This window comes from Magnetococcales bacterium, assembly GCA_015228815.1.
Taxonomy (GTDB): domain Bacteria; phylum Pseudomonadota; class Magnetococcia; order Magnetococcales; family UBA8363; genus UBA8363.
This window is the reverse complement of sequence record JADGCV010000005.1, coordinates 111507-128547: the sequence shown is the minus strand read 5'-3', so window position 1 is coordinate 128547 and position 17041 is coordinate 111507. Positions and strand designations below refer to the sequence as shown.

At 57.5% G+C, this 17041-nt stretch carries 17 protein-coding genes; 4 read left to right on the top strand and 13 right to left on the bottom strand.

Annotated elements, in window-relative coordinates:
• Positions 1 to 16 precede the first annotated feature (16 nt).
• The 8 genes from HQL76_03530 to rsmI all read right to left on the bottom strand — a co-directional run bounded on the left by HQL76_03530 (position 17) and on the right by rsmI (position 7714).
• On the bottom strand, positions 17 to 745 hold the full coding sequence (locus HQL76_03530) for a methyltransferase domain-containing protein (protein ID MBF0108229.1): 729 nt from the start codon (positions 743 to 745) through the stop codon (positions 17 to 19).
• A gap of 34 nt (positions 746 to 779) precedes the next feature.
• Positions 780 to 2678, bottom strand: coding sequence for an asparagine synthase (glutamine-hydrolyzing) (gene asnB / locus HQL76_03525; protein ID MBF0108228.1), 1899 nt, complete (start codon positions 2676 to 2678; stop codon positions 780 to 782).
• A gap of 2 nt (positions 2679 to 2680) precedes the next feature.
• Complete coding sequence (locus tag HQL76_03520; protein MBF0108227.1) at positions 2681 to 3712, bottom strand: glycosyltransferase family 2 protein; 1032 nt, start codon at positions 3710 to 3712, stop codon at positions 2681 to 2683.
• Positions 3705 to 4142, bottom strand: a complete 438-nt coding sequence (gene dksA / locus HQL76_03515; GenBank protein MBF0108226.1) for an RNA polymerase-binding protein DksA — start codon at positions 4140 to 4142, stop codon at positions 3705 to 3707. The genes HQL76_03520 and dksA overlap by 8 nt, the downstream gene beginning before the upstream one ends.
• A gap of 31 nt (positions 4143 to 4173) precedes the next feature.
• A complete protein-coding gene (locus HQL76_03510) occupies positions 4174 to 5625 on the bottom strand; it encodes an FAD-binding protein (GenBank protein MBF0108225.1) in 1452 nt (483 codons plus the stop codon).
• Between the two features lie 3 nt (positions 5626 to 5628).
• Positions 5629 to 6297, bottom strand: coding sequence for a BON domain-containing protein (locus tag HQL76_03505; GenBank protein MBF0108224.1), 669 nt, complete (start codon positions 6295 to 6297; stop codon positions 5629 to 5631).
• 167 nt (positions 6298 to 6464) lie between these two features.
• The gene (locus tag HQL76_03500) at positions 6465 to 6851 is read right to left on the bottom strand and encodes a YraN family protein (protein ID MBF0108223.1); all 387 of its coding nucleotides are present in this window, start codon (positions 6849 to 6851) and stop codon (positions 6465 to 6467) included.
• Positions 6848 to 7714, bottom strand: a complete 867-nt coding sequence (gene rsmI / locus HQL76_03495; protein MBF0108222.1) for a 16S rRNA (cytidine(1402)-2'-O)-methyltransferase — start codon at positions 7712 to 7714, stop codon at positions 6848 to 6850. Before rsmI ends, HQL76_03500 begins: the two co-directional genes overlap by 4 nt.
• A 10-nt stretch (positions 7715 to 7724) precedes the next feature.
• On the opposite strand from rsmI, the gene HQL76_03490 reads away from it, so the two are divergent.
• The 3 genes from HQL76_03490 to HQL76_03480 all read left to right on the top strand — a co-directional run bounded on the left by HQL76_03490 (position 7725) and on the right by HQL76_03480 (position 10431).
• Positions 7725 to 9797: a penicillin-binding protein activator gene (locus HQL76_03490; protein ID MBF0108221.1), complete on the top strand. Its 2073-nt coding sequence runs from the start codon at positions 7725 to 7727 to the stop codon at positions 9795 to 9797.
• 115 nt (positions 9798 to 9912) lie between these two features.
• Complete coding sequence (locus tag HQL76_03485) at positions 9913 to 10179, top strand: BrnT family toxin (GenBank protein MBF0108220.1); 267 nt, start codon at positions 9913 to 9915, stop codon at positions 10177 to 10179.
• A gap of 3 nt (positions 10180 to 10182) precedes the next feature.
• On the top strand, positions 10183 to 10431 hold the full coding sequence (locus tag HQL76_03480) for a BrnA antitoxin family protein (protein ID MBF0108219.1): 249 nt from the start codon (positions 10183 to 10185) through the stop codon (positions 10429 to 10431).
• Positions 10432 to 10540: 109 nt separating this feature from the next.
• Here the strand turns inward: HQL76_03480 and HQL76_03475 are convergent, their stop codons facing one another.
• Entirely contained in the window at positions 10541 to 11719 is a 1179-nt protein-coding gene (locus tag HQL76_03475; protein ID MBF0108218.1) for a glycosyltransferase family 4 protein, read from the bottom strand.
• A gap of 171 nt (positions 11720 to 11890) precedes the next feature.
• On the opposite strand from HQL76_03475, the gene HQL76_03470 reads away from it, so the two are divergent.
• Positions 11891 to 12841: an Rpn family recombination-promoting nuclease/putative transposase gene (locus HQL76_03470; GenBank protein MBF0108217.1), complete on the top strand. Its 951-nt coding sequence runs from the start codon at positions 11891 to 11893 to the stop codon at positions 12839 to 12841.
• A gap of 73 nt (positions 12842 to 12914) precedes the next feature.
• Here HQL76_03470 and HQL76_03465 read toward each other — a convergent pair whose 3' ends face one another.
• The 4 genes from HQL76_03465 to HQL76_03450 all read right to left on the bottom strand — a co-directional run bounded on the left by HQL76_03465 (position 12915) and on the right by HQL76_03450 (position 17023).
• The gene (locus HQL76_03465; protein ID MBF0108216.1) at positions 12915 to 13973 is read right to left on the bottom strand and encodes a FemAB family PEP-CTERM system-associated protein; all 1059 of its coding nucleotides are present in this window, start codon (positions 13971 to 13973) and stop codon (positions 12915 to 12917) included.
• Positions 13957 to 14832 (bottom strand): DUF3473 domain-containing protein, encoded by an 876-nt coding sequence (locus tag HQL76_03460; GenBank protein MBF0108215.1) that lies wholly within the window; start codon positions 14830 to 14832, stop codon positions 13957 to 13959. The genes HQL76_03465 and HQL76_03460 overlap by 17 nt, the downstream gene beginning before the upstream one ends.
• Positions 14833 to 14931: 99 nt before the next feature.
• Positions 14932 to 16059 (bottom strand): UDP-N-acetylglucosamine 2-epimerase (non-hydrolyzing), encoded by a 1128-nt coding sequence (wecB, locus tag HQL76_03455; GenBank protein MBF0108214.1) that lies wholly within the window; start codon positions 16057 to 16059, stop codon positions 14932 to 14934.
• A 121-nt stretch (positions 16060 to 16180) separates the two neighbouring features.
• Positions 16181 to 17023 carry a tyrosine-protein kinase family protein gene (locus HQL76_03450; GenBank protein MBF0108213.1) on the bottom strand — a complete coding sequence of 281 codons (843 nt, stop codon included), beginning with the start codon at positions 17021 to 17023 and terminating at the stop codon, positions 16181 to 16183.
• Positions 17024 to 17041 lie beyond the last annotated feature (18 nt).

Here is a 17041-nt window from a genome sequence, read left to right as displayed (position 1 = left end):
CAAACCTGGAAAAACTTCATCGCCATCGAGCCAACCATTGGCTGATGGCGGTTTGCGTCTTCACGGAAAACAACCGAACCACCTGGCGTGTCAAACGAATGAACAATGGGGCCAAATCGGGTATGCGTGCCCCCGGAGGCAGACCATGCCGACGTACCGCCTCGGGCAAACGCTCCACCGCCCCCTCGTGGACATACAGGAACAGGTTGTAACGATACCATGATTGCACCTGGGGATGATTGCGTACCGCCCAGCGAGGAAAGTCAAACAGGTGGTATCCCTGGGCAAGAAAAAGGTCCCGCCAGTACTCATAAGGTTGCTCGTTGACATGATATTCCCCCCCTTGCCCGGGAGGGGCGGCGGAAAACAACACCAGGTCGCCATGCCGCACCAGGGTGGCGACAAAGTCGGCAGCGTGTTCCACCGGAAGATGTTCCGCCACCTCCACGCTTTCGACCAGATCGAAACGTCTTCCCAAACGCACCGGATGACGCAGATCGGCCTGGAAAAAAAGGCGCTTGTCGATCAGCATGCGTCCCTGCGCGACATCGTGGCCATCGACCCCCATCAGATCCACGATCCCCAATTCCTGCCAGGCCGTCAACCACCCCCCCTGAGCGCATCCAAAATCCACCACGCTCTGTACAGGTAATTGTTGCTGCATCAGACGGGTGATGATCCGCGCCGATCGGACATTCACCCGGGTGGTCATATCATAAAATGTCGTTTCATATCGATGAACCACGGTCACCTCCGAAGAGACACCGACCTTGAGACGATCAGAGATCCCGTACCTGGCCTGTTTGGCCTCCTGACCTGGAAGGAATGCCCGAAAGAAACGTATTGAGCGTCATCCAACACCAAAGGGCATGGCGGGCGTCTCTCTGGCCTTCCCGATGTTCCTGCCATAGTTGCCGCAACCAGCCAATGTTCATGACTTCCGCCTCCCGACCGGCCTCGGGCATCGGCAACTCCTTGAGCCACCGTGCCAGGGGAATGCCAAACCCTTTTTTGGGTCGTTGAAGTATCGATTGCGGCACCACTCCCGCCAAAGCCTTCTTGAGAATCCACTTTTGTTGCCCCCGGCGAATCTTCAGATCGTGGGGCAACCGGGCGGCAAAGGCAGCGACATCATTATCCAGAAATGGAGACCGCAATTCCATTCCGACCATCATGCTGCACCGATCCGCCTTGGTAAGAATATCGTCCTGAAGATAGAAACGGGTAAAATATTCCAGGCTGCGGTCGACGATATTGGGTGAGGGACAGGATTCCCAGGCCGTCAGAGCCTGGGCGTACACCTCGTCCAACGGGGCAGGGCGTCCAAAAAGGAGTGACAAATCCTCCTGGGAGAGCGCCCCCATCCACACCGGATTCCAATAGGCGGGCGCATGACGCACCCCCTTCAACCAACTGCGAATCTTGAAATCAAGACCCATGTTCCGTTCGGAAATCGGCAACTTCAGGGACAGGACATACAGGGCGGAGCGAAGCCATCCCGGCACCCATCGATTGAAATACCCGGAGGGATGCAATGCCTGGAACGGATCGTAGCCGGCAAACATTTCATCGCCGCCATCTCCGGTCAGGGCCACCGTGACACGTTCACGAGCGAAACGGCAGACCATGTAGGTCGGCAGAATGGAACCGTCGCCCAAGGGTTCATCCCAGCGTTCGAGCAGAGCGGGCAGGTCAATCCGCGCATCATTCAGGGTACACGACCGCTCCCAATGCCGACTTCCGGCAGTCTGGGCCATGAAACGGGCATGCGCCGACTCGTCGAAGGAGGCCTCGGCAAAACCAATGGAAAACGTATGCAACCGATCGACCGGCAGGGTTCGGGCGGCCAGGGCGAGAATGGCGCTGGAATCAACCCCGCCGCTCAGCAAAAACCCCAGAGGGACATCACTTTCCAGCCGTCGGTTGACCGCATTTTCCAGCAGACCCAGGAGTTCCTCGGCCAGCCGGTCGCCATCGGCGTGCGACAGCTCCGGGTCCGGAGTCACATGAAATCCCCAGTAGGGGCGAATCTCCAGGGTGAAACGGCTCATGTCATACACGAGGCACTGCCCTCCGGGCAATTTGCGTATGGCCCGAAAAGGGGTGGACGGCGCCGGGAAAAAACAATAGGCAAAAAAGCCGCGAATGGCCTCGGCATCCAAATCGTCCGGAACCCCGGGATGCTGCAACAATGAACGGATTTCCGAAGCAAAGGCAAAAAAACCCGGTTGATGAACATAATAAAGTGGTTTCTTGCCAAAGCGGTCCCGGGCCATGAACACCTTCCGGCCACGGCGATCATGGATGGCAAAGGCAAACATGCCATTCAGGCGTTGTGGCAGATTCTCTCCCCAGGCCTGGTACCCATGAACGAGCACTTCGGTATCGGAATGATGGCTCCGGAAGCGGTAGCCCATGGATTCGAGTTCCCGCCGTAACAATCCATGGTTGTAGATTTCTCCATTGAATACAACCTGGACGGTGCCGTCGGCGTTGGCCATGGGTTGAACGCCCGCCGCCACGTCAAGGATCGCAAGACGTCGGTGACCCAAGAAAAGACGATCTTCCGGATATTCGAAAAATCCCTCGCCATCCGGACCCCGATGGGAAAGGGCCCGGGTCATCGCCAGCAGATGCCGACGTTCGCCCTGCCCCTGGAAGCCACAGATGCCACACAAATTCAGACACCTTCATCCATGTTCACAGTCCGAAGGACATGATAGATGGGCTTGGATTGGACTTCATAATAGATCCGTACCAGCAATTCTCCGATCAGACCGATCAAAATGGAAAGGACACCACAAACCGCGCAGAATACCGCCAGCAGGGGCAGAGGCGTCTGAATCAGTGAAATACCCTGGGCAAATTTTAAATACAAAGCGTACACCCCCGCCCCACCCGCCAGAAGAAAACATAAAAAACCGAACATGCCAAAGACATAGATCGGCTTTGTCTGGTAGTCACCCAGAAACTTCACCACCATCAGATCCAGAAGCACCTTGAAAATTCGGTTCAGACCATATTTGGACACCCCATGGATACGGGGATGATGGGCCACGGGTATTTCAGCGACGCGCCCCCCCTGCCAACTGGCATAGATCGGGGCAAAACGGTGCATCTCCCCATAAAGGTGCATGCCGCGAATCATATCCCGACGGTAGGCCTTGAGGGTGCAGCCATAGTCATGCAGGTGGATACCGGAAATCGAGGAGATGAGCCGGTTGGCGACACGACTGGGCAGGTTGCGCCGAAGGGCATCGTCCTTGCGGTCCTTGCGCCAGCCGGAAACCAGCGAATAGCCTTCTTCAAGTTTTTCAAGCAGTCGGGGAATATCGGTCGGGTCGTTCTGGAGGTCGCCGTCGAGTGTCACGACCACCGCTCCGCGGGAAAATTCGAATCCGGCCATCATCGCCGCCGTCTGGCCATGATTGCGCCGGAAGTGAACCAATCGGATCCGGGAATGCTCCGCGGCGATGGCGTCGAGTATTCCCTCGGTCCCATCCGTACTGCCATCATTGACACAGACGATTTCAAAACTTCCGCCCAACCCCTCCATGACCCGCCGCACCTTGTCAAGAAGCAGTGCGACATTTTTTTCCTCATTGAAAAAAGGAATGACCACGGAAACGGCGGGGGCCGGGTCGGGTTCCAAACGTGTTTGCGTCCGAACGGCAGGTATCGTATTGGGTTTGGCCGGCACTCGATCATTCATCCTCATAGGTGCGGACGACTTTTTCCCGGTTTTCCGCCCGGGTCTTGCAACTGATGCACTGATCGGTGACGGGTCGGGCCTCCAGACGTTTCAATCCGATTTCGACGCCGCACTCTTCGCAATAGCCGTAATCGTCCGCCTCGATGGCCTCCATGGTCCGTTCAATCTTGGAGATCAACTTGCGTTCACGATCACGGGTACGCAATTCAAAGTTGCGGTCGGTCTCCAGCGTCGCCCGGTCGGCGGGATCGGCAAAGACCGCTTTTTCCTCCGTCATGACCGATACCGTCTTGGTCGCCTCCTCCTGAAGCTGTTTCTTCCATTCGCCCAGCAGACGATAGAAGAACGCCCTCTGACGGGGTTCCATGTAGGTTTCGTTTTCCGAAGGACGATAGCCTTCCGGAAGGATGATTTCAGCGATCTTGGTCATGGCAGTATCTCCAGTGAAAAACCTATTCATTCTATTGATGATTCACCGGTTTGTCAATCGGCGCGGCATTTTTTTCCCCTCTTTTTAGGCAAGGGGGCCAGACCTTGCCCGGATTCAAAAGTCCCGACGGATCGAAAATCCTCTTGATTTCCCGTTGCAGTCTCAAGGATCCCTCGTCCAACTCCCAGGCGATGTACGCCTGTTTCTGGATGCCGACGCCATGTTCTCCGGAAAGCGAGCCATCCAGATCGAGCACCAGACGAAACACCCGGTCCAACACGCCGCAAACCCGATCCATGACCGCCCGGTCCGCGGGATCCACCAACAGGTTCACATGGATGTTTCCATTGCCCGCATGACCAAAATTGACGATCGGAATCCCCGATTCGGCGGAAATACCCGCCAGACCCGCCATCAGGGAAGGAAGGCGTGAAACAGGAACAACGACATCCTCGTTGATTCTTTTGGGCGCCAGTTTTTTCAGGATGGGTGAAAGGGCGCTTCGGGCCGCCCAAACCGCTGCCGCCGCCTCCCCCGTGACCGGGGTCGTGCATTCCAGGGGATGGAGTGTTTCGATCTCCCGCAGCATTTCGGCGACCTGTTGCCGCAATCCCGCCGCCGCCCCAGCAACTTCCAGCAACAGCATCGCCCTGGCTTCCGGATGCAGGGTCAGCGCCGTTTCCCGCCGCAGAAGATCCAGAGCGGAATGATCGAGAAATTCAATGGCCGAGGGGACCTGACGTCCCGACAACAGACGGTTGACCGCCACCGCCGCCGCCTCCACACTGGAAAAGGAAAGGCGCGACAGCAAACGTTCTTCCGGGATCGGTGCCAGTTTAAGGATGGCCCGCGTCACCACCCCCAGGGTCCCCTCCGAGCCGACCAGCAACCGGGTCAGGTCGAGCCCCACCACCCCCTTGGTCGTGCGGCCCCCGGTACGAATTTTCGTTCCATCCATCAATACCGCGTCCAACCCCAATACCCAGTCCCGGGTCACCCCCCAGCGGACTGCCCCGGGTCCTGCGGAACACATGGCGATGTTGCCGCCGATGGTACATGATCGGGCCGAGGAGGGATCGGGAGGCCAGAACAATCCCAACGATTCGAGCCGTTTTTGCAGATCGCCGTTGACGACGCCCGACTCCACCACCACATAACGGTCATCGGTCGAGATTTCGATGATCCGGTTCATCTGTTGGGTCGAAAGCACCAGCCCCCCCTGGACCGGCAACGCCCCCCCCACATTTCCGGTTCCCGCCCCCCGCGGCGTCACGCCGACCCGGTATTCCAGGCATAAACGAAGAATGGCGCGGACCTCTTCCTCGCTCCGGGCCAGGGCAACGGCATCGGGAAGATGGCGGTAACCGGTATTGTCCCAGGCGTAGGCCTCGCGGGCCGCCGTGGCGGTAAAAAACCGGTCGTCGCCCAGAAGTTCTTCCAGACCACGCCGCACCGGTTCGGGAATGACCCGGCCCAAACCCACCGATCACTCCTTCCTCGAACGATCAGGCCTTGGATCGACCACGCGGTTGCCCGGCTTGCCAATCCGTTCCCCTGAGTCCTGTCCCGCCAGGGGTAAGGATTTTCCCTCGACCTCGATATAGGACACCACCTCGCGGACCCCCTTGACCCCCTGGGAAATTTCGATGGCGCGATCACGTTCGGGGACCGTCTTGGCCATCCCGGTCAGAAACACCACCCCCTTGGTGGTTTCGACATGAATGTCCAGGCCGCGCACCTTCTGATCGGCCAACAGTTTGATCTTGACCTGGTTGCTGATCCAAATGTCCTCGGCCAGTTCCATGGCGGTCGCATGCTGAACCGCCAGTTCCGAGGAGACATCGGTCACCCCCCGGGTTTTCCTGGCAATCGCGATGGCCTCGCGGATTTCATCCTTGGAAGAGGCGGTTCCGGTCAAAAGCACCCGGCCATTGTAGACCGATACGTTGATGTTTCCCGCCTGGACCCTGTCGCTGCTGATGTAGGCACTGCGAATCTTCCAGGCCACCCAGTTGTCTTCGATGAAGCTGTCGGGTCCCCGCCGCTCCGCCACAGCGTTGGTGGCGACCAGTCCCCCTCCAGCCATCATGGGGGCGCATCCTCCCAGGGACAGAAGCATCCCGACCACAGTCATGCCCTTCACGGTCCTGTTCATGCCGCACCTCGATTCGTCCTGACTTTGATGAACTGCAAGCGGCAAGACATCGGGAGATCGTTTTCGCGATACCCTGGCCACCGCCCCCGTCATCATCCGGTTCATACCCCGACAAGGCAAGTCAAAAAATAGCATCTTCGCCTCTCGACCCGAGTCCATCACCGTCGCTACCAACCCGGACGAAAGGCATCCCTGATCCATTCAATCCTCCACTGACCGGATCGCCAGCCAACCAGGATCACGTCGAAACGACAGTCACACTGACCCAGCTTGGGATGACTCTGGAGATAGGATTCGGCAAGTCTCCGCAAACGATTCTGTTTGACCACGCCGACCGATTCGCCGGCAATGGCGATGGCGTCGGCATCGGTCGTCGTCTGACTCCGCGTCCGGACTTCACAAAACACGACAACCGAGCCATCCCTGGCAACGATGTCGATTTCTCCCATCGGGGTGGAATAATTCCTGTCAAGGAGACGACACCCCCTGGAACGAAGAAAGCGTTGCGCCTGGAGTTCCCCCTGTCGGCCCAGCCATCGGCGCGGGAAGGTCATGGGGAAGGTTTCCGCCGCAAGACCCGGTCATAGGCGTCACGGAGGCTTGAAGAGGTCCGTTCGGCAACCGACCGGGCGATTTCCTTGACCCCCATCCCTTCAGCCAGGGCGCCATCGATCAAAAGATCGATCTCTTCCGGATCGACGGCGACCAAACGCTTGACCGCTCCCTCGATCACGATCACCATTTCCCCCCGGGGTGGCGTTTGGACAAACCCCTCGACCAGGTCCTTCAGGCTGCCCCGATGCCAGGTTTCATGAATTTTCGTCAATTCCCGCGCCACCACCGCCCTTCGATCGAGTCCCATGATCCGCGCAAGATCCTCCAGGGTCGCAACCAGGCGCACAGGTGATTCGAACAGCACCATGGTTCGACGTTCGGTCGCCAGGGCTTGAAGGATGGCTTGGCGTTCCTTTCCCTTGCGCGGCAGAAATCCCTCGAAAAGAAAGCTGTTGGCGACAAAACCACTGCCGGCCAGAGCGGTGGGGACCGCGGACGGTCCCGGCAGGACTTCCAGACGCAACGAAGATGCGACGACCTCGCGAATCAAGGGTTGTCCCGGATCGCTGATTCCTGGACAGCCGGCATCGCTGACAAGGGCAAACGAAGCCCCCCGCTTCATCTCGTCGATAATCCAGGGAATCCGTTGGGCGCCGTTGTGTTCGTTGAAACTCACCCGGCGCGTGAAGATTTCATGATGGCGGCAGAGAATGCCGCTCTGGCGGGTATCCTCCGCAAGAATACAGGAAACCGACCGCAAAACCCGAACGGCACGAAATGTCATATCCTCAAGGTTGCCTATGGGCGTGGGAACGATGTACAACGTTGGATCATCTTCTTTCAATCGAGGACCTCCCTTCATGGAACGTTCCATGCGCGCAACAACCTGCGACAACCGCCGCCATGTACCGACACCCCTGCCCGAACGACGCCCGGGAATTCGTCGGAATCTTCTCCCCTTTTCCCTTGTCCTGCTCCTCCTGGCCGGATGCGCCACCCAGGTCGCCGACAAACCGGCACGACCGCCGGCGGAACAATCCGTTGAACGGGCCGAACGTGAGGGGCGGCCTCCCGTCGCCGCTCAATCCGACACGGAGACAAAAAAACCGGTGGCGGCTTTCGACACGCCCGAAGGGATGATCGCAGAGGCCAAGGGCCTTGTCGAGAAGAACCAGTTCGATGCCGCCCTGCTCCTGTTTCGCCGGGCCATCCAGGAATTCGGACACCTGCCCCAGGCCAACGAAGCCCGTTTCCGCCTGGGTGAAACCCTTCTGCTTCAGGATCAAATCGAACAGGCCTTGCCAACCCTGGTCGATGCCTCGGTTCGATCCGGGGAACCCTTCGCCTGGGAAAGCCTGTCCCTTGTCGGCGATATCCAGGCCCGGCAGGGCGATCTTCCCGGAGCGTGGACCAGCTGGGTCCGGGTTGCCCATGCCCCAACACCCCTGGCGTCCGCCACCTGGCAACGATTCCTCAAAAGCTATCTTCAATACGGCAACGCCGAAACGACGCAACGCCTGTTCCAGGGATGGCCATCCGGCCCCCTGGCCCCCGATCTGGCACGCATGGCCCTGGCAAGCATCGATCAACTGGAGACGGGACGGCTCGAACAGCTTCATGCCGTCCAGCCGCCCACGTCGCCCCTGACCCCCATGTTCGCGTTGATCCTCGGAGACCGTCATCATCAGGAAGGGGGGGCTTCAGGAACACAGGGGGCCCAATCCTTCTGGCAGTCGGCGCGCTCAAGCGACCTGACCTCCCAGGAAGCCCAGCGTCGCCTCGCGCCATCCGACAGCCAGTCCGAATTGGTCCTGGGCCTGCTTCTCCCCCTGACCGGGGACAAGGCGGGAACCGGCAAAAACCTTCTCAAATCGGCCAAAAAAGCGCTCCGTGACTATCCCGACACCCGAATCGTCCTCCGCGTTGCCGACAGCCACGGCAAGGCCGATCCGGCGCGGCAAGCAATCGAGCAATTCCGTGCCGATGGTGTCGGGGCCATCATCGGACCGGTCTTTCACGAAGAGGCCAAGGCCGCCGCCGAAGTCGCCGCCCGTTACAACATTCCCATCATCACCCTCAATCCCCGCTCCGGCATCGTCATTCCTGGATCCAGCGTTCTGCAAAACGCCTTCCGACCCGAAAGCGAAGGGCAATACATGGCCCGCTTTGCGATCGAGGAAAAAAAATTGCGTCGCTTCGCCATTCTCGCCCCCGATACCGAATATGGCAATCTTCTCACCCAGGCCTTTTCCGATGAGGTGCAAAAACTGGGGGGAACCATCGCCCGCGCCACCTTCTTTCCCTCGGGAACCCGTGATTTCTCCCCATGGATCAAGGCGCTGATCAATGCCGACCCCGGTGACAAGGAGGCCACTTTAAAATCCGCAGCCGACTTCGACGCCCTTTTCGTCCCCGCCAACGCCCAGGATGTCCGCCTGATCCTCCCCCAGGCCGCCTTCTTCAAGGTACGCCAACCCGAGGTCACCTTCCTTGGGACCTCCCTGTGGAACAAACCGGAACTGTTCCGGGAGGGAACCGATTTTCTCCGCGGGGCTTATTTTTGTGATACCGACGATGTCGCGCGCAACCGATTTGCCTCCTCCTTCCTGCAAACCTGGAAGGAAACACCCACCCCCCTGGACATGCTGGCCTACGATTCCATCGCCCTGGTTGCCCAGGCATTGCGTGAAGCCCGGATGTCGGGTCAACCCTGGACAGCCATTCTCAAGGGGGGACAAAGGGTTTATGGCGCTGCGGGAGTTGTCTTCTTCGACGACAAGGGGCAAAGCCGCAGGGATTATTTCTTCTATCGCATCGATGCCGACGGACCGCGAAAGACCGAACTCGTGGCGCGTCAGGATCCCGTGGCTTCACCGCCACCCTCGGTCGTGACGCCCGCTGTCCAGCCTGGCGCCCCGCCACTGCCCGGCCCCGGCTATTTCTAGTTCAGCAGGACCATTTGTGGAGGTGTTCAAGCTCCGATTCCGACGGTATGGCAGTTATTGGGATGGCGTCAAGAAAAGATTGGCAATATGCACCAGATATGCATACACTGCTCTCATGATCATTGAATTCGATCCGGCCAAAGCCGAAAACAACTGGAAAAGGCACGGCATTCTTTTCACGGAAGCGGCGACCGTTTTGGACGACCCATTGTCGGTAACGATTGAGGAGGATTCCGTTGATGAAGAACGTTCTGTGAACATCGGAATGGACCTTTATGGTCGCATCCTGGTGGTCGTGTACACCTACCGAGGCGAAGACAATGTTCGCATCATTTCTGCCCGCCGTGCGACACAAAACGAATGCAAACAATATGGAGGTTGAGCCATGAAAACAGAATATGATTTCAGCCAAGGTAAACAAGGTCCTGTGCTTCCCCAGACAGGAAGGACCCGGATCACCATCAATCTTTCCGATGATGTCATTGCGGAATTCCGTCGTCTTGCCGAAGAGGCTGGAACGGGTTACCAGATCATGATCAACAACGCCTTGCGTACTTATCTTAAGATGAGCAAAAAACCCCTGGAAGAGACGCTTCGCCAAGTGATCCGTGAGGAATTGCGTGCCGCGGGATAACCGATGAAAAAGATTGGATGAACCGCTCCTGACAACCTGTTCACGGATCCCTCTTGGCCATTGTCTGTGTGGCCGGATCGCGCAGACCCATGCCTTCAAGAAAACCTGTTCAAAAAATCTTGCGGTACAAGGACTCCAGGCTGGCGGTCATCCGCTCCCAACTCAAGGATTCCGCGACGGCGCGTCCTGTCATACCCAGGTCGTGCCGCCGCCTGGCATCCATCAAATCGTGCAAATGACCTGCCAGCGCCGGGACGTCCAGCGCATCACACAACACCCCCCCCTTTCCCTCGTCCAGAAAATCCCGTGCGCCGCACTGGTAGGAGGTTACCAAAGGCAAACCACACGCCATCGCCTCCAAGGCGACATTGGGAAAGGGATCATACAAGGTCGGCAGGACCACCGCGTCCGCCGCCGCGTAATAAGGAAGGACATCCTTCTGGCCACCGGCAAACCGAACCCGGTCGGAAACCCCGACCCGCACTGCCAGTTTGCGAAACCCGGCCTCCTGGGCATCACGTCCCACCACCAGCAACCAGGCCCCCGGCACCTGTGTCAAGGCCTTGAGCAATGGTTTCAACCCCTTGCGCTCAAACCCCGAACCGACAAAAAGAAACAGTGTCACCTCTTCGGGAATTCCCCACGCCCTGCGGGTGCGGTTTCCGACCGCTGCGTCCGAACGGGGATGGAACAAATGCGTATCGACGCCCGAATGAATGATGTGCAGTTTTTCCTCGGCGACCCCGAACCATGAAATGATTTCATCACGAACCATCGCCGAATTGCAAATCACCGCCCGAAGGTCGGGATGGCAAAACAGGCGCCGTTCCATGGCCAGAAGATAACGGTGATAGGGATTCAATCGGGTCGTCATTCGGGCCAACCGGTTTTGCGAACGGCCACGGTTGTGCAACCACTGGGCATGGACCCCATCGCCCGCCCGGTATAAATGGCATCCCGGAATCCGCTCATGCGATTGCACCACCCATCCCGGACGGCGCAACCATTGCCGCGTCACACAACGGGCAAAACCATGATCACGCCACAATCGCCCGAGGTAGAAGGGATCACAGCCCGGACCGCCCCCCTCCTCGCCCCGCCACTGCCGCGCCACCACCGTGACCGCCATCCCCTGTCGGCCCAAAGCCGCCATCGCCCGCTCCACGAACCGTTCAGCCCCACCAAACGGGGTATAGCGCTGACGTATCAGGGCAACACGTAACGGCAGCAACGGGTTCTGGGCGCCTGGCGGTTGAGTCTTTGAACCGGGTTGGATTTCAGAAGTCATTATGGGTGTCCCTTCCGATGGGTCCATCCGGCCAGATTCTGGACGCAATAGGAGCCAATTTTGAAAAAATTCAGTGGACTGCAAGGCTGAAATCCTGGACAATCCTGGATTAGTGGTACCTTGTCGGAAATTTTCAGAAAAATCCAGGTTGCCTTTCAGAACGGAGGACCAATAAGAGTGAAACAACGACAGTTGATCAGCTTCGACTGGGCCTTGAAACGTCTGTTGCGCAGCAAGGCCAATTTTGAAATCCTTGAAGGGTTCCTCACCGAACTTCTTCGCGAGGATGTGCGTATCGTTGAAATCTTGGAGAGTGAAAGTAATCAGGAAGCCCGTAACGACAAATTCAACCGTGTCGATCTCAAGATCAAAAACTCCCGAGATGAAATTATTATCGTTGAGTTGCAATACGAACGAGAGTGGGATTATCTACAGAGGTTACTCTTCAGCACCGCCAAGGCCATTACCGAACATATGACGGAAGGCAAGCCTTACGCCAGTGTCATCAAGGTCATCACCATCAGCATTCTCTACTTTGATCTGGGGCGCGGCAGCGATTATATCTATGTGGGCAATACTTCTTTCAGGGGATTGCATACCCAGGAGGAACTGGCCTTGGACGAGGGGCAGAAGGCTTTGTTCCAACGTCCTTCGGTCGCCGCCATTTTCCCAGAGCATTACTTGATCAAGGTGAGAAATTTTGATGATGTCGCCCGCGATACCCTGGATGAGTGGGTTTATTTTTTGAAAAATTCTGATATTCGTGATGATTTTACAGCTCGTGGCCTAAAAAAGGCCAAAGAAAGGCTTGATGTCCTGCAATTACCAGAGACAGAGCGCAGGGCCTACGAACGCTATCAAGAAGAGCTGCACGACCAAGCGAGCTTTGTACTCTCCACCTATAGTGCTGGTAAATGGGAAGGCGAGCAGATTGGCGAACAGAGAGGCGAACAGAGAGGCAAAACAGAAATGCTGACTCGCCAGTTGCAACGCCGCTTCGGCACCGTGCCTGATTGGGCTGGCGAAAAGATCGCCAAGGCTGAGCGACCATCCCTGGAGAAGTGGAGCCTCCGCATCTTCGATGCCCAGTCACTGGATGAAGTTTTTTCGGACACGGTGTGACACCGTTTTGGAAGCGATCCCCCGCCATTCCCTGCTACGGCGGGAACCCCTTTTTTCTTTCAATGGTTTATTCTCAACCCAGATTCCTGGAGATGATCGGTCCCACAAGGCGGCTGATCCCCAAGGGAAATTTTTTCCACAGGTCGATGAACAATCGATACCTGGGATTATTGGGGCTGACATTGGGCATGCCCGCCCCCCGAACCAGGTGAAAGGCATAGTGGAGCGGCATCGGTTCAAAACCAAAATATTTTTTGAAATCATACGATCCACTGCCAACCTTGCTGCGACCAAAGTCGAATACCTTCACCCCCCGCTCCGCAGCGGCCCGATTCATCAGGTCCCAGTACATGAACGCAGTCGCCCCAAACTGACGTCCTGCCGCAATCCCCCCGCCATAATAGGGAAGCACCTGATCACGAAAATAAAAGTTAAGGACCGCCGCCACCGGAACCCGGCCATCACGGATCACCAGGGCATCGCAATCATCGCCAAACTCGTCCTTCAGAACGGAAAAATACCGTTTTGAAAATACCGGAGTCCCAAGATTGTGAACGCTTTCGGCATAAACGTCATAACAGACACCGGCGACATCCCGATCCACCGATCCCGTCAAACCTTTGTTGATCCCGCGGCGCACCTCGGCCCGTTGTTTGCGCGGGATGGCAGTAAGATTTTTGTCGGGATCGTTGGATATTTCTTTTCTGAAAACGCAGTACAAATCTTTGGCCAACCAGTGCGGGTGCATGGGTGCGATCGGGCGCATTTCCAGGTAGTCCACCCCCAGACGATGGGCCAGGGCGACCGCTTCCTGTTCCAACCTCATGGCGACTGCCCCATCCTCGGCCACGATTCCTCCATGGACACAAAAAGGGGTCGAAATCAGTGAATCACCGAAGAACACACTTTTGATCCGCCCCAGGGGAAGGATCCCCACCACCACCCCATCGACCTGGGCCATGAGATAATGGGTTTCATGGCCAAACGCATCCTCCAGAACCCGTTTCCAACCCGATCGGTGGAAGAAGGTCGCCTGTCCCGCCGCGAACACAAACCGGTCCCAGGCAGCGCGGTCCCCCGACGCCATGGTTTGGACCGTGATTGTCCCCGCACGATCATTGCCGCGTTCCATCCCCCACCTCCTCCCCCAGCCAGGGGGCGAACACCCGGTCCATTCGATCCCAGGAAAATTGCGAAAGCAACCGTTGCAAACGGGATTCAACGCGGCCCAGATGCAAATAGTGGCGCAACCGAACCTTCATCGGCAAACCCGGCAGACGTGGCTGACCCGGATCCAGTTCCCAGGGATGAAGGTAGAAAACCGCGCTCCTGCCCTCCACCACGTTGAGACGACGCAAGGCCCACGACGAAACGAACAGCGGATACAGACGAAAATACCCCCCACCGCCACACGGCACCCGGTAGCGATGCCACTCCAGGGTGGAAACGGGAATTTCCAGCAATCCGCGCCCTTCCCCCCTTCCCTGCCGCGGATAAAACGGAAAACGCGGTGCCTCCGGCCAGCCATAGAGGTCATGGCGAATGGGGTAGATGCTCGAACTGTAACGATAACCCGCCTTTTCCAACACATCCAGGGCCCACAGGTTGTCCCGACCAATCGAATAGGTCGAGGCCCGGTAGCCTTGCACCGGCATCCCGCTGACATCTTCGAGCAGTTTCCGGCACTCAAGGACATCCTGATAAAATTCCTCCGGCGATTGCAGGGTCACCCGACGATGACGCATTCCATGACTCGCCACCTCGTGTCCTGCGGTGGCAATCCGATGCACCAATCCGGGAAAACGCTCCGCCACCCATCCAAGAATGAAAAACGTGCCATAAACCCCTTGGCCTGCCATCAACTCCAGAAGGCGATCGGTGTTTCCCTCGACCCGCTGCTCCATGGAAGACCATCCATCGCTCGAAACATGTTTTTCGAACAGCGCGACGTGAAAATAATCTTCGACATCAACGGTGAAGGCATTGAGCATGACGGTCGCCCGGTGGGGCCCCGAGAGTAAAACGTCAAAATAAAAATCCTGGGTCGATCCCCCGTCATTCCCTGCTACGGCGGGTCCCCCTTTTTTCTGTCAAAGACTGGTTGTAAAGGATTCTACAAGGCACCGGGCGATTCGGGGGGCCGCATGACCATCCCACAATTCCGGCACCCGACCACCCTTGCCACCATGACGCAAAATGTCATCCATCACCCGATCGATCAGTTCCGGATCCCGACCCACCACCGTATTGGTCCCTTCCGTCACCGTCACCGGACGCTCGGTATTGTCGCGCAGCGTCAGGCAGGGACAGCCCAGAGCGGTCGATTCTTCCTGAACTCCACCCGAATCGGTCAGAATGACCCGGGCCGATTTCATCAATCCCAACATTTGCAGATACCCCACCGGCGGCAACAAAATCAATCGGGCCCCGTGCATCACCCTTTCCAGGCCCTGGTCAACAAAACGCTGCCGGGTTCGAGGATGAACGGGAAACACCAAAGGCAATTTTTGACTTTGCCGCGCCAGAGTCGTCATCAACGCCTCGAACACCACGGGATCGTCCACATTGGAAGGACGGTGCAAGGTCACCAGACCGTATTCCAGACCGGGGACATATCCCGACCATGCCCCCCGATAATCCGATTCGAGGATTTGCGACACCGAGGGCGCCAACGGCAGCAGTCGAAACAAGGTATCGATCATGACATTGCCCACGAAGTGGATTCGGTCTGGCTCGATCCCCTCTGCCCGCAGATTTTCCCCGGCACCGCGCTCCGTGGTAAACAGGAAATCGGAAAGGCGATCGGTCAAAATCCGATTGATCTCCTCCGGCATCCCCCGGTCGCGACTGCGCAGACCCGCCTCGACATGGATGACCCCAACCCCCTTCTTGACCGCCACCAAGGCGCAGGCAATGGTCGAATTGACATCCCCAACCACCAACACCGCCGCCGGTTGCAAGGAGTCGATAACCGGCTCGAATCCCATCATGATCCGTGCCGTCTGCACCGCATGACTCCCCGATCCCACCCCAAGGTCCAGATCGGGTTCGGGAATTCCCAACTGACGAAAAAAGGTTTCCTTCATGGCGGGATCATAGTGCTGACCGGTATGAATCAGCCGCGTCTCCAGACCGACTGCCTTGAGCGCCGGCAGAATCGCCGCCATCTTCATGAAATTGGGACGCGCTCCCACAACGCAGAGAATCGGGGCCTTCATCGAACGTTCTTTTCCTTTCCCAGTCCAAGACGGGTCAAAGAACCAGGATTTTCATGAAACAGGCGACATGGAAGAATATCTCCGCGAAACGCCCACGAAGCCGTCATGGAACGACAATCGCCTACAGTCCGAACAGACGCCGCAGCCAACCTCGTTTGGTCGGAGTCTCCTCCGAACCATAGCCGCCATAGCCGCCATAACCGCCGTAGCCGCCGTAGCCGCCGTAGCCATAATAATAATATCCGCCACCTGATCGTTTGCGAATCTTGTTGAGCACCAGACCGACGATTTCCAGATTGTCCAATTGCTGCAAGGCATCCTTGACGGCAAACTGCGGCGTCCGTTCCGCCTCGACCACCATGACGATCTGCCCCATATTGCGCGCCAATTCCCGGGCCTCGGTGGTAACCAGGAGCGGCGGCGAATCAAAGACCACAATACGGTCGGGATCGTCCATGATCTGATTGAGCAACAGCCTCATATTTTCACTGGCCAGAAGTTCCGTGGCATGATGGTGCCGCCGCCCCGAGGGAAGCAGCATCAATTTGGGAACATTGGTGCGAATCAGGACTTCATTGAAATTATCGACCTTGTTCAGCAGACAGTCGATCAATCCTTCCTTCGCCTTGAATCCAAGAATACGCGCCACCGAGGGTTTGGCGACATCACCATCGACCAGCAACACCGTCGAATCCATTTCCGCAGCCAGACTCATGGCCAGATTGATCGCGGTAAACGTCTTTCCCTCCTTGGGAAAAGCGCTGGTGACCATGATCATTTTCTTGTTGCGACGCCTGTCCTCCTTCTCCCCGTCGCTTCCCAGCCCACCCAGAAGCAGCGGTCGTTTGATGACCCGATATTCCTCCGCGACCACGCTTCGTCCCGAATCGGGCGTCAAGATGCCACGCGAACGGAGTTTTTCAAAATCAAGGGTGACTTTCTTGCGAATCTGGACTTCGGACATGATGGGTTGATTCCCGGA

Bases quoted from the DNA above. Each gene is read 5' to 3' on its own strand.
- HQL76_03520 (MBF0108227.1), bottom strand. From the start codon at position 3,712: ATGAATGATCGAGTGCCGGCCAAACCCAATACGATACCTGCCGTTCGG.
- dksA (MBF0108226.1), bottom strand. From the start codon at position 4,142: ATGACCAAGATCGCTGAAATCATCCTTCCGGAAGGCTATCGTCCTTCG.
- HQL76_03505 (MBF0108224.1), bottom strand. From the start codon at position 6,297: ATGAACAGGACCGTGAAGGGCATGACTGTGGTCGGGATGCTTCTGTCC.
- HQL76_03500 (MBF0108223.1), bottom strand. From the start codon at position 6,851: ATGACCTTCCCGCGCCGATGGCTGGGCCGACAGGGGGAACTCCAGGCG.
- rsmI (MBF0108222.1), bottom strand. From the start codon at position 7,714: ATGAAGGGAGGTCCTCGATTGAAAGAAGATGATCCAACGTTGTACATC.
- HQL76_03490 (MBF0108221.1), top strand. From the start codon at position 7,725: ATGCGCGCAACAACCTGCGACAACCGCCGCCATGTACCGACACCCCTG.
- HQL76_03485 (MBF0108220.1), top strand. From the start codon at position 9,913: ATGATCATTGAATTCGATCCGGCCAAAGCCGAAAACAACTGGAAAAGG.
- HQL76_03480 (MBF0108219.1), top strand. From the start codon at position 10,183: ATGAAAACAGAATATGATTTCAGCCAAGGTAAACAAGGTCCTGTGCTT.
- HQL76_03475 (MBF0108218.1), bottom strand. From the start codon at position 11,719: ATGACTTCTGAAATCCAACCCGGTTCAAAGACTCAACCGCCAGGCGCC.
- HQL76_03465 (MBF0108216.1), bottom strand. From the start codon at position 13,973: ATGGAACGCGGCAATGATCGTGCGGGGACAATCACGGTCCAAACCATG.
- HQL76_03460 (MBF0108215.1), bottom strand. From the start codon at position 14,832: ATGCTCAATGCCTTCACCGTTGATGTCGAAGATTATTTTCACGTCGCG.
- wecB (MBF0108214.1), bottom strand. From the start codon at position 16,059: ATGAAGGCCCCGATTCTCTGCGTTGTGGGAGCGCGTCCCAATTTCATG.
- HQL76_03450 (MBF0108213.1), bottom strand. From the start codon at position 17,023: ATGTCCGAAGTCCAGATTCGCAAGAAAGTCACCCTTGATTTTGAAAAA.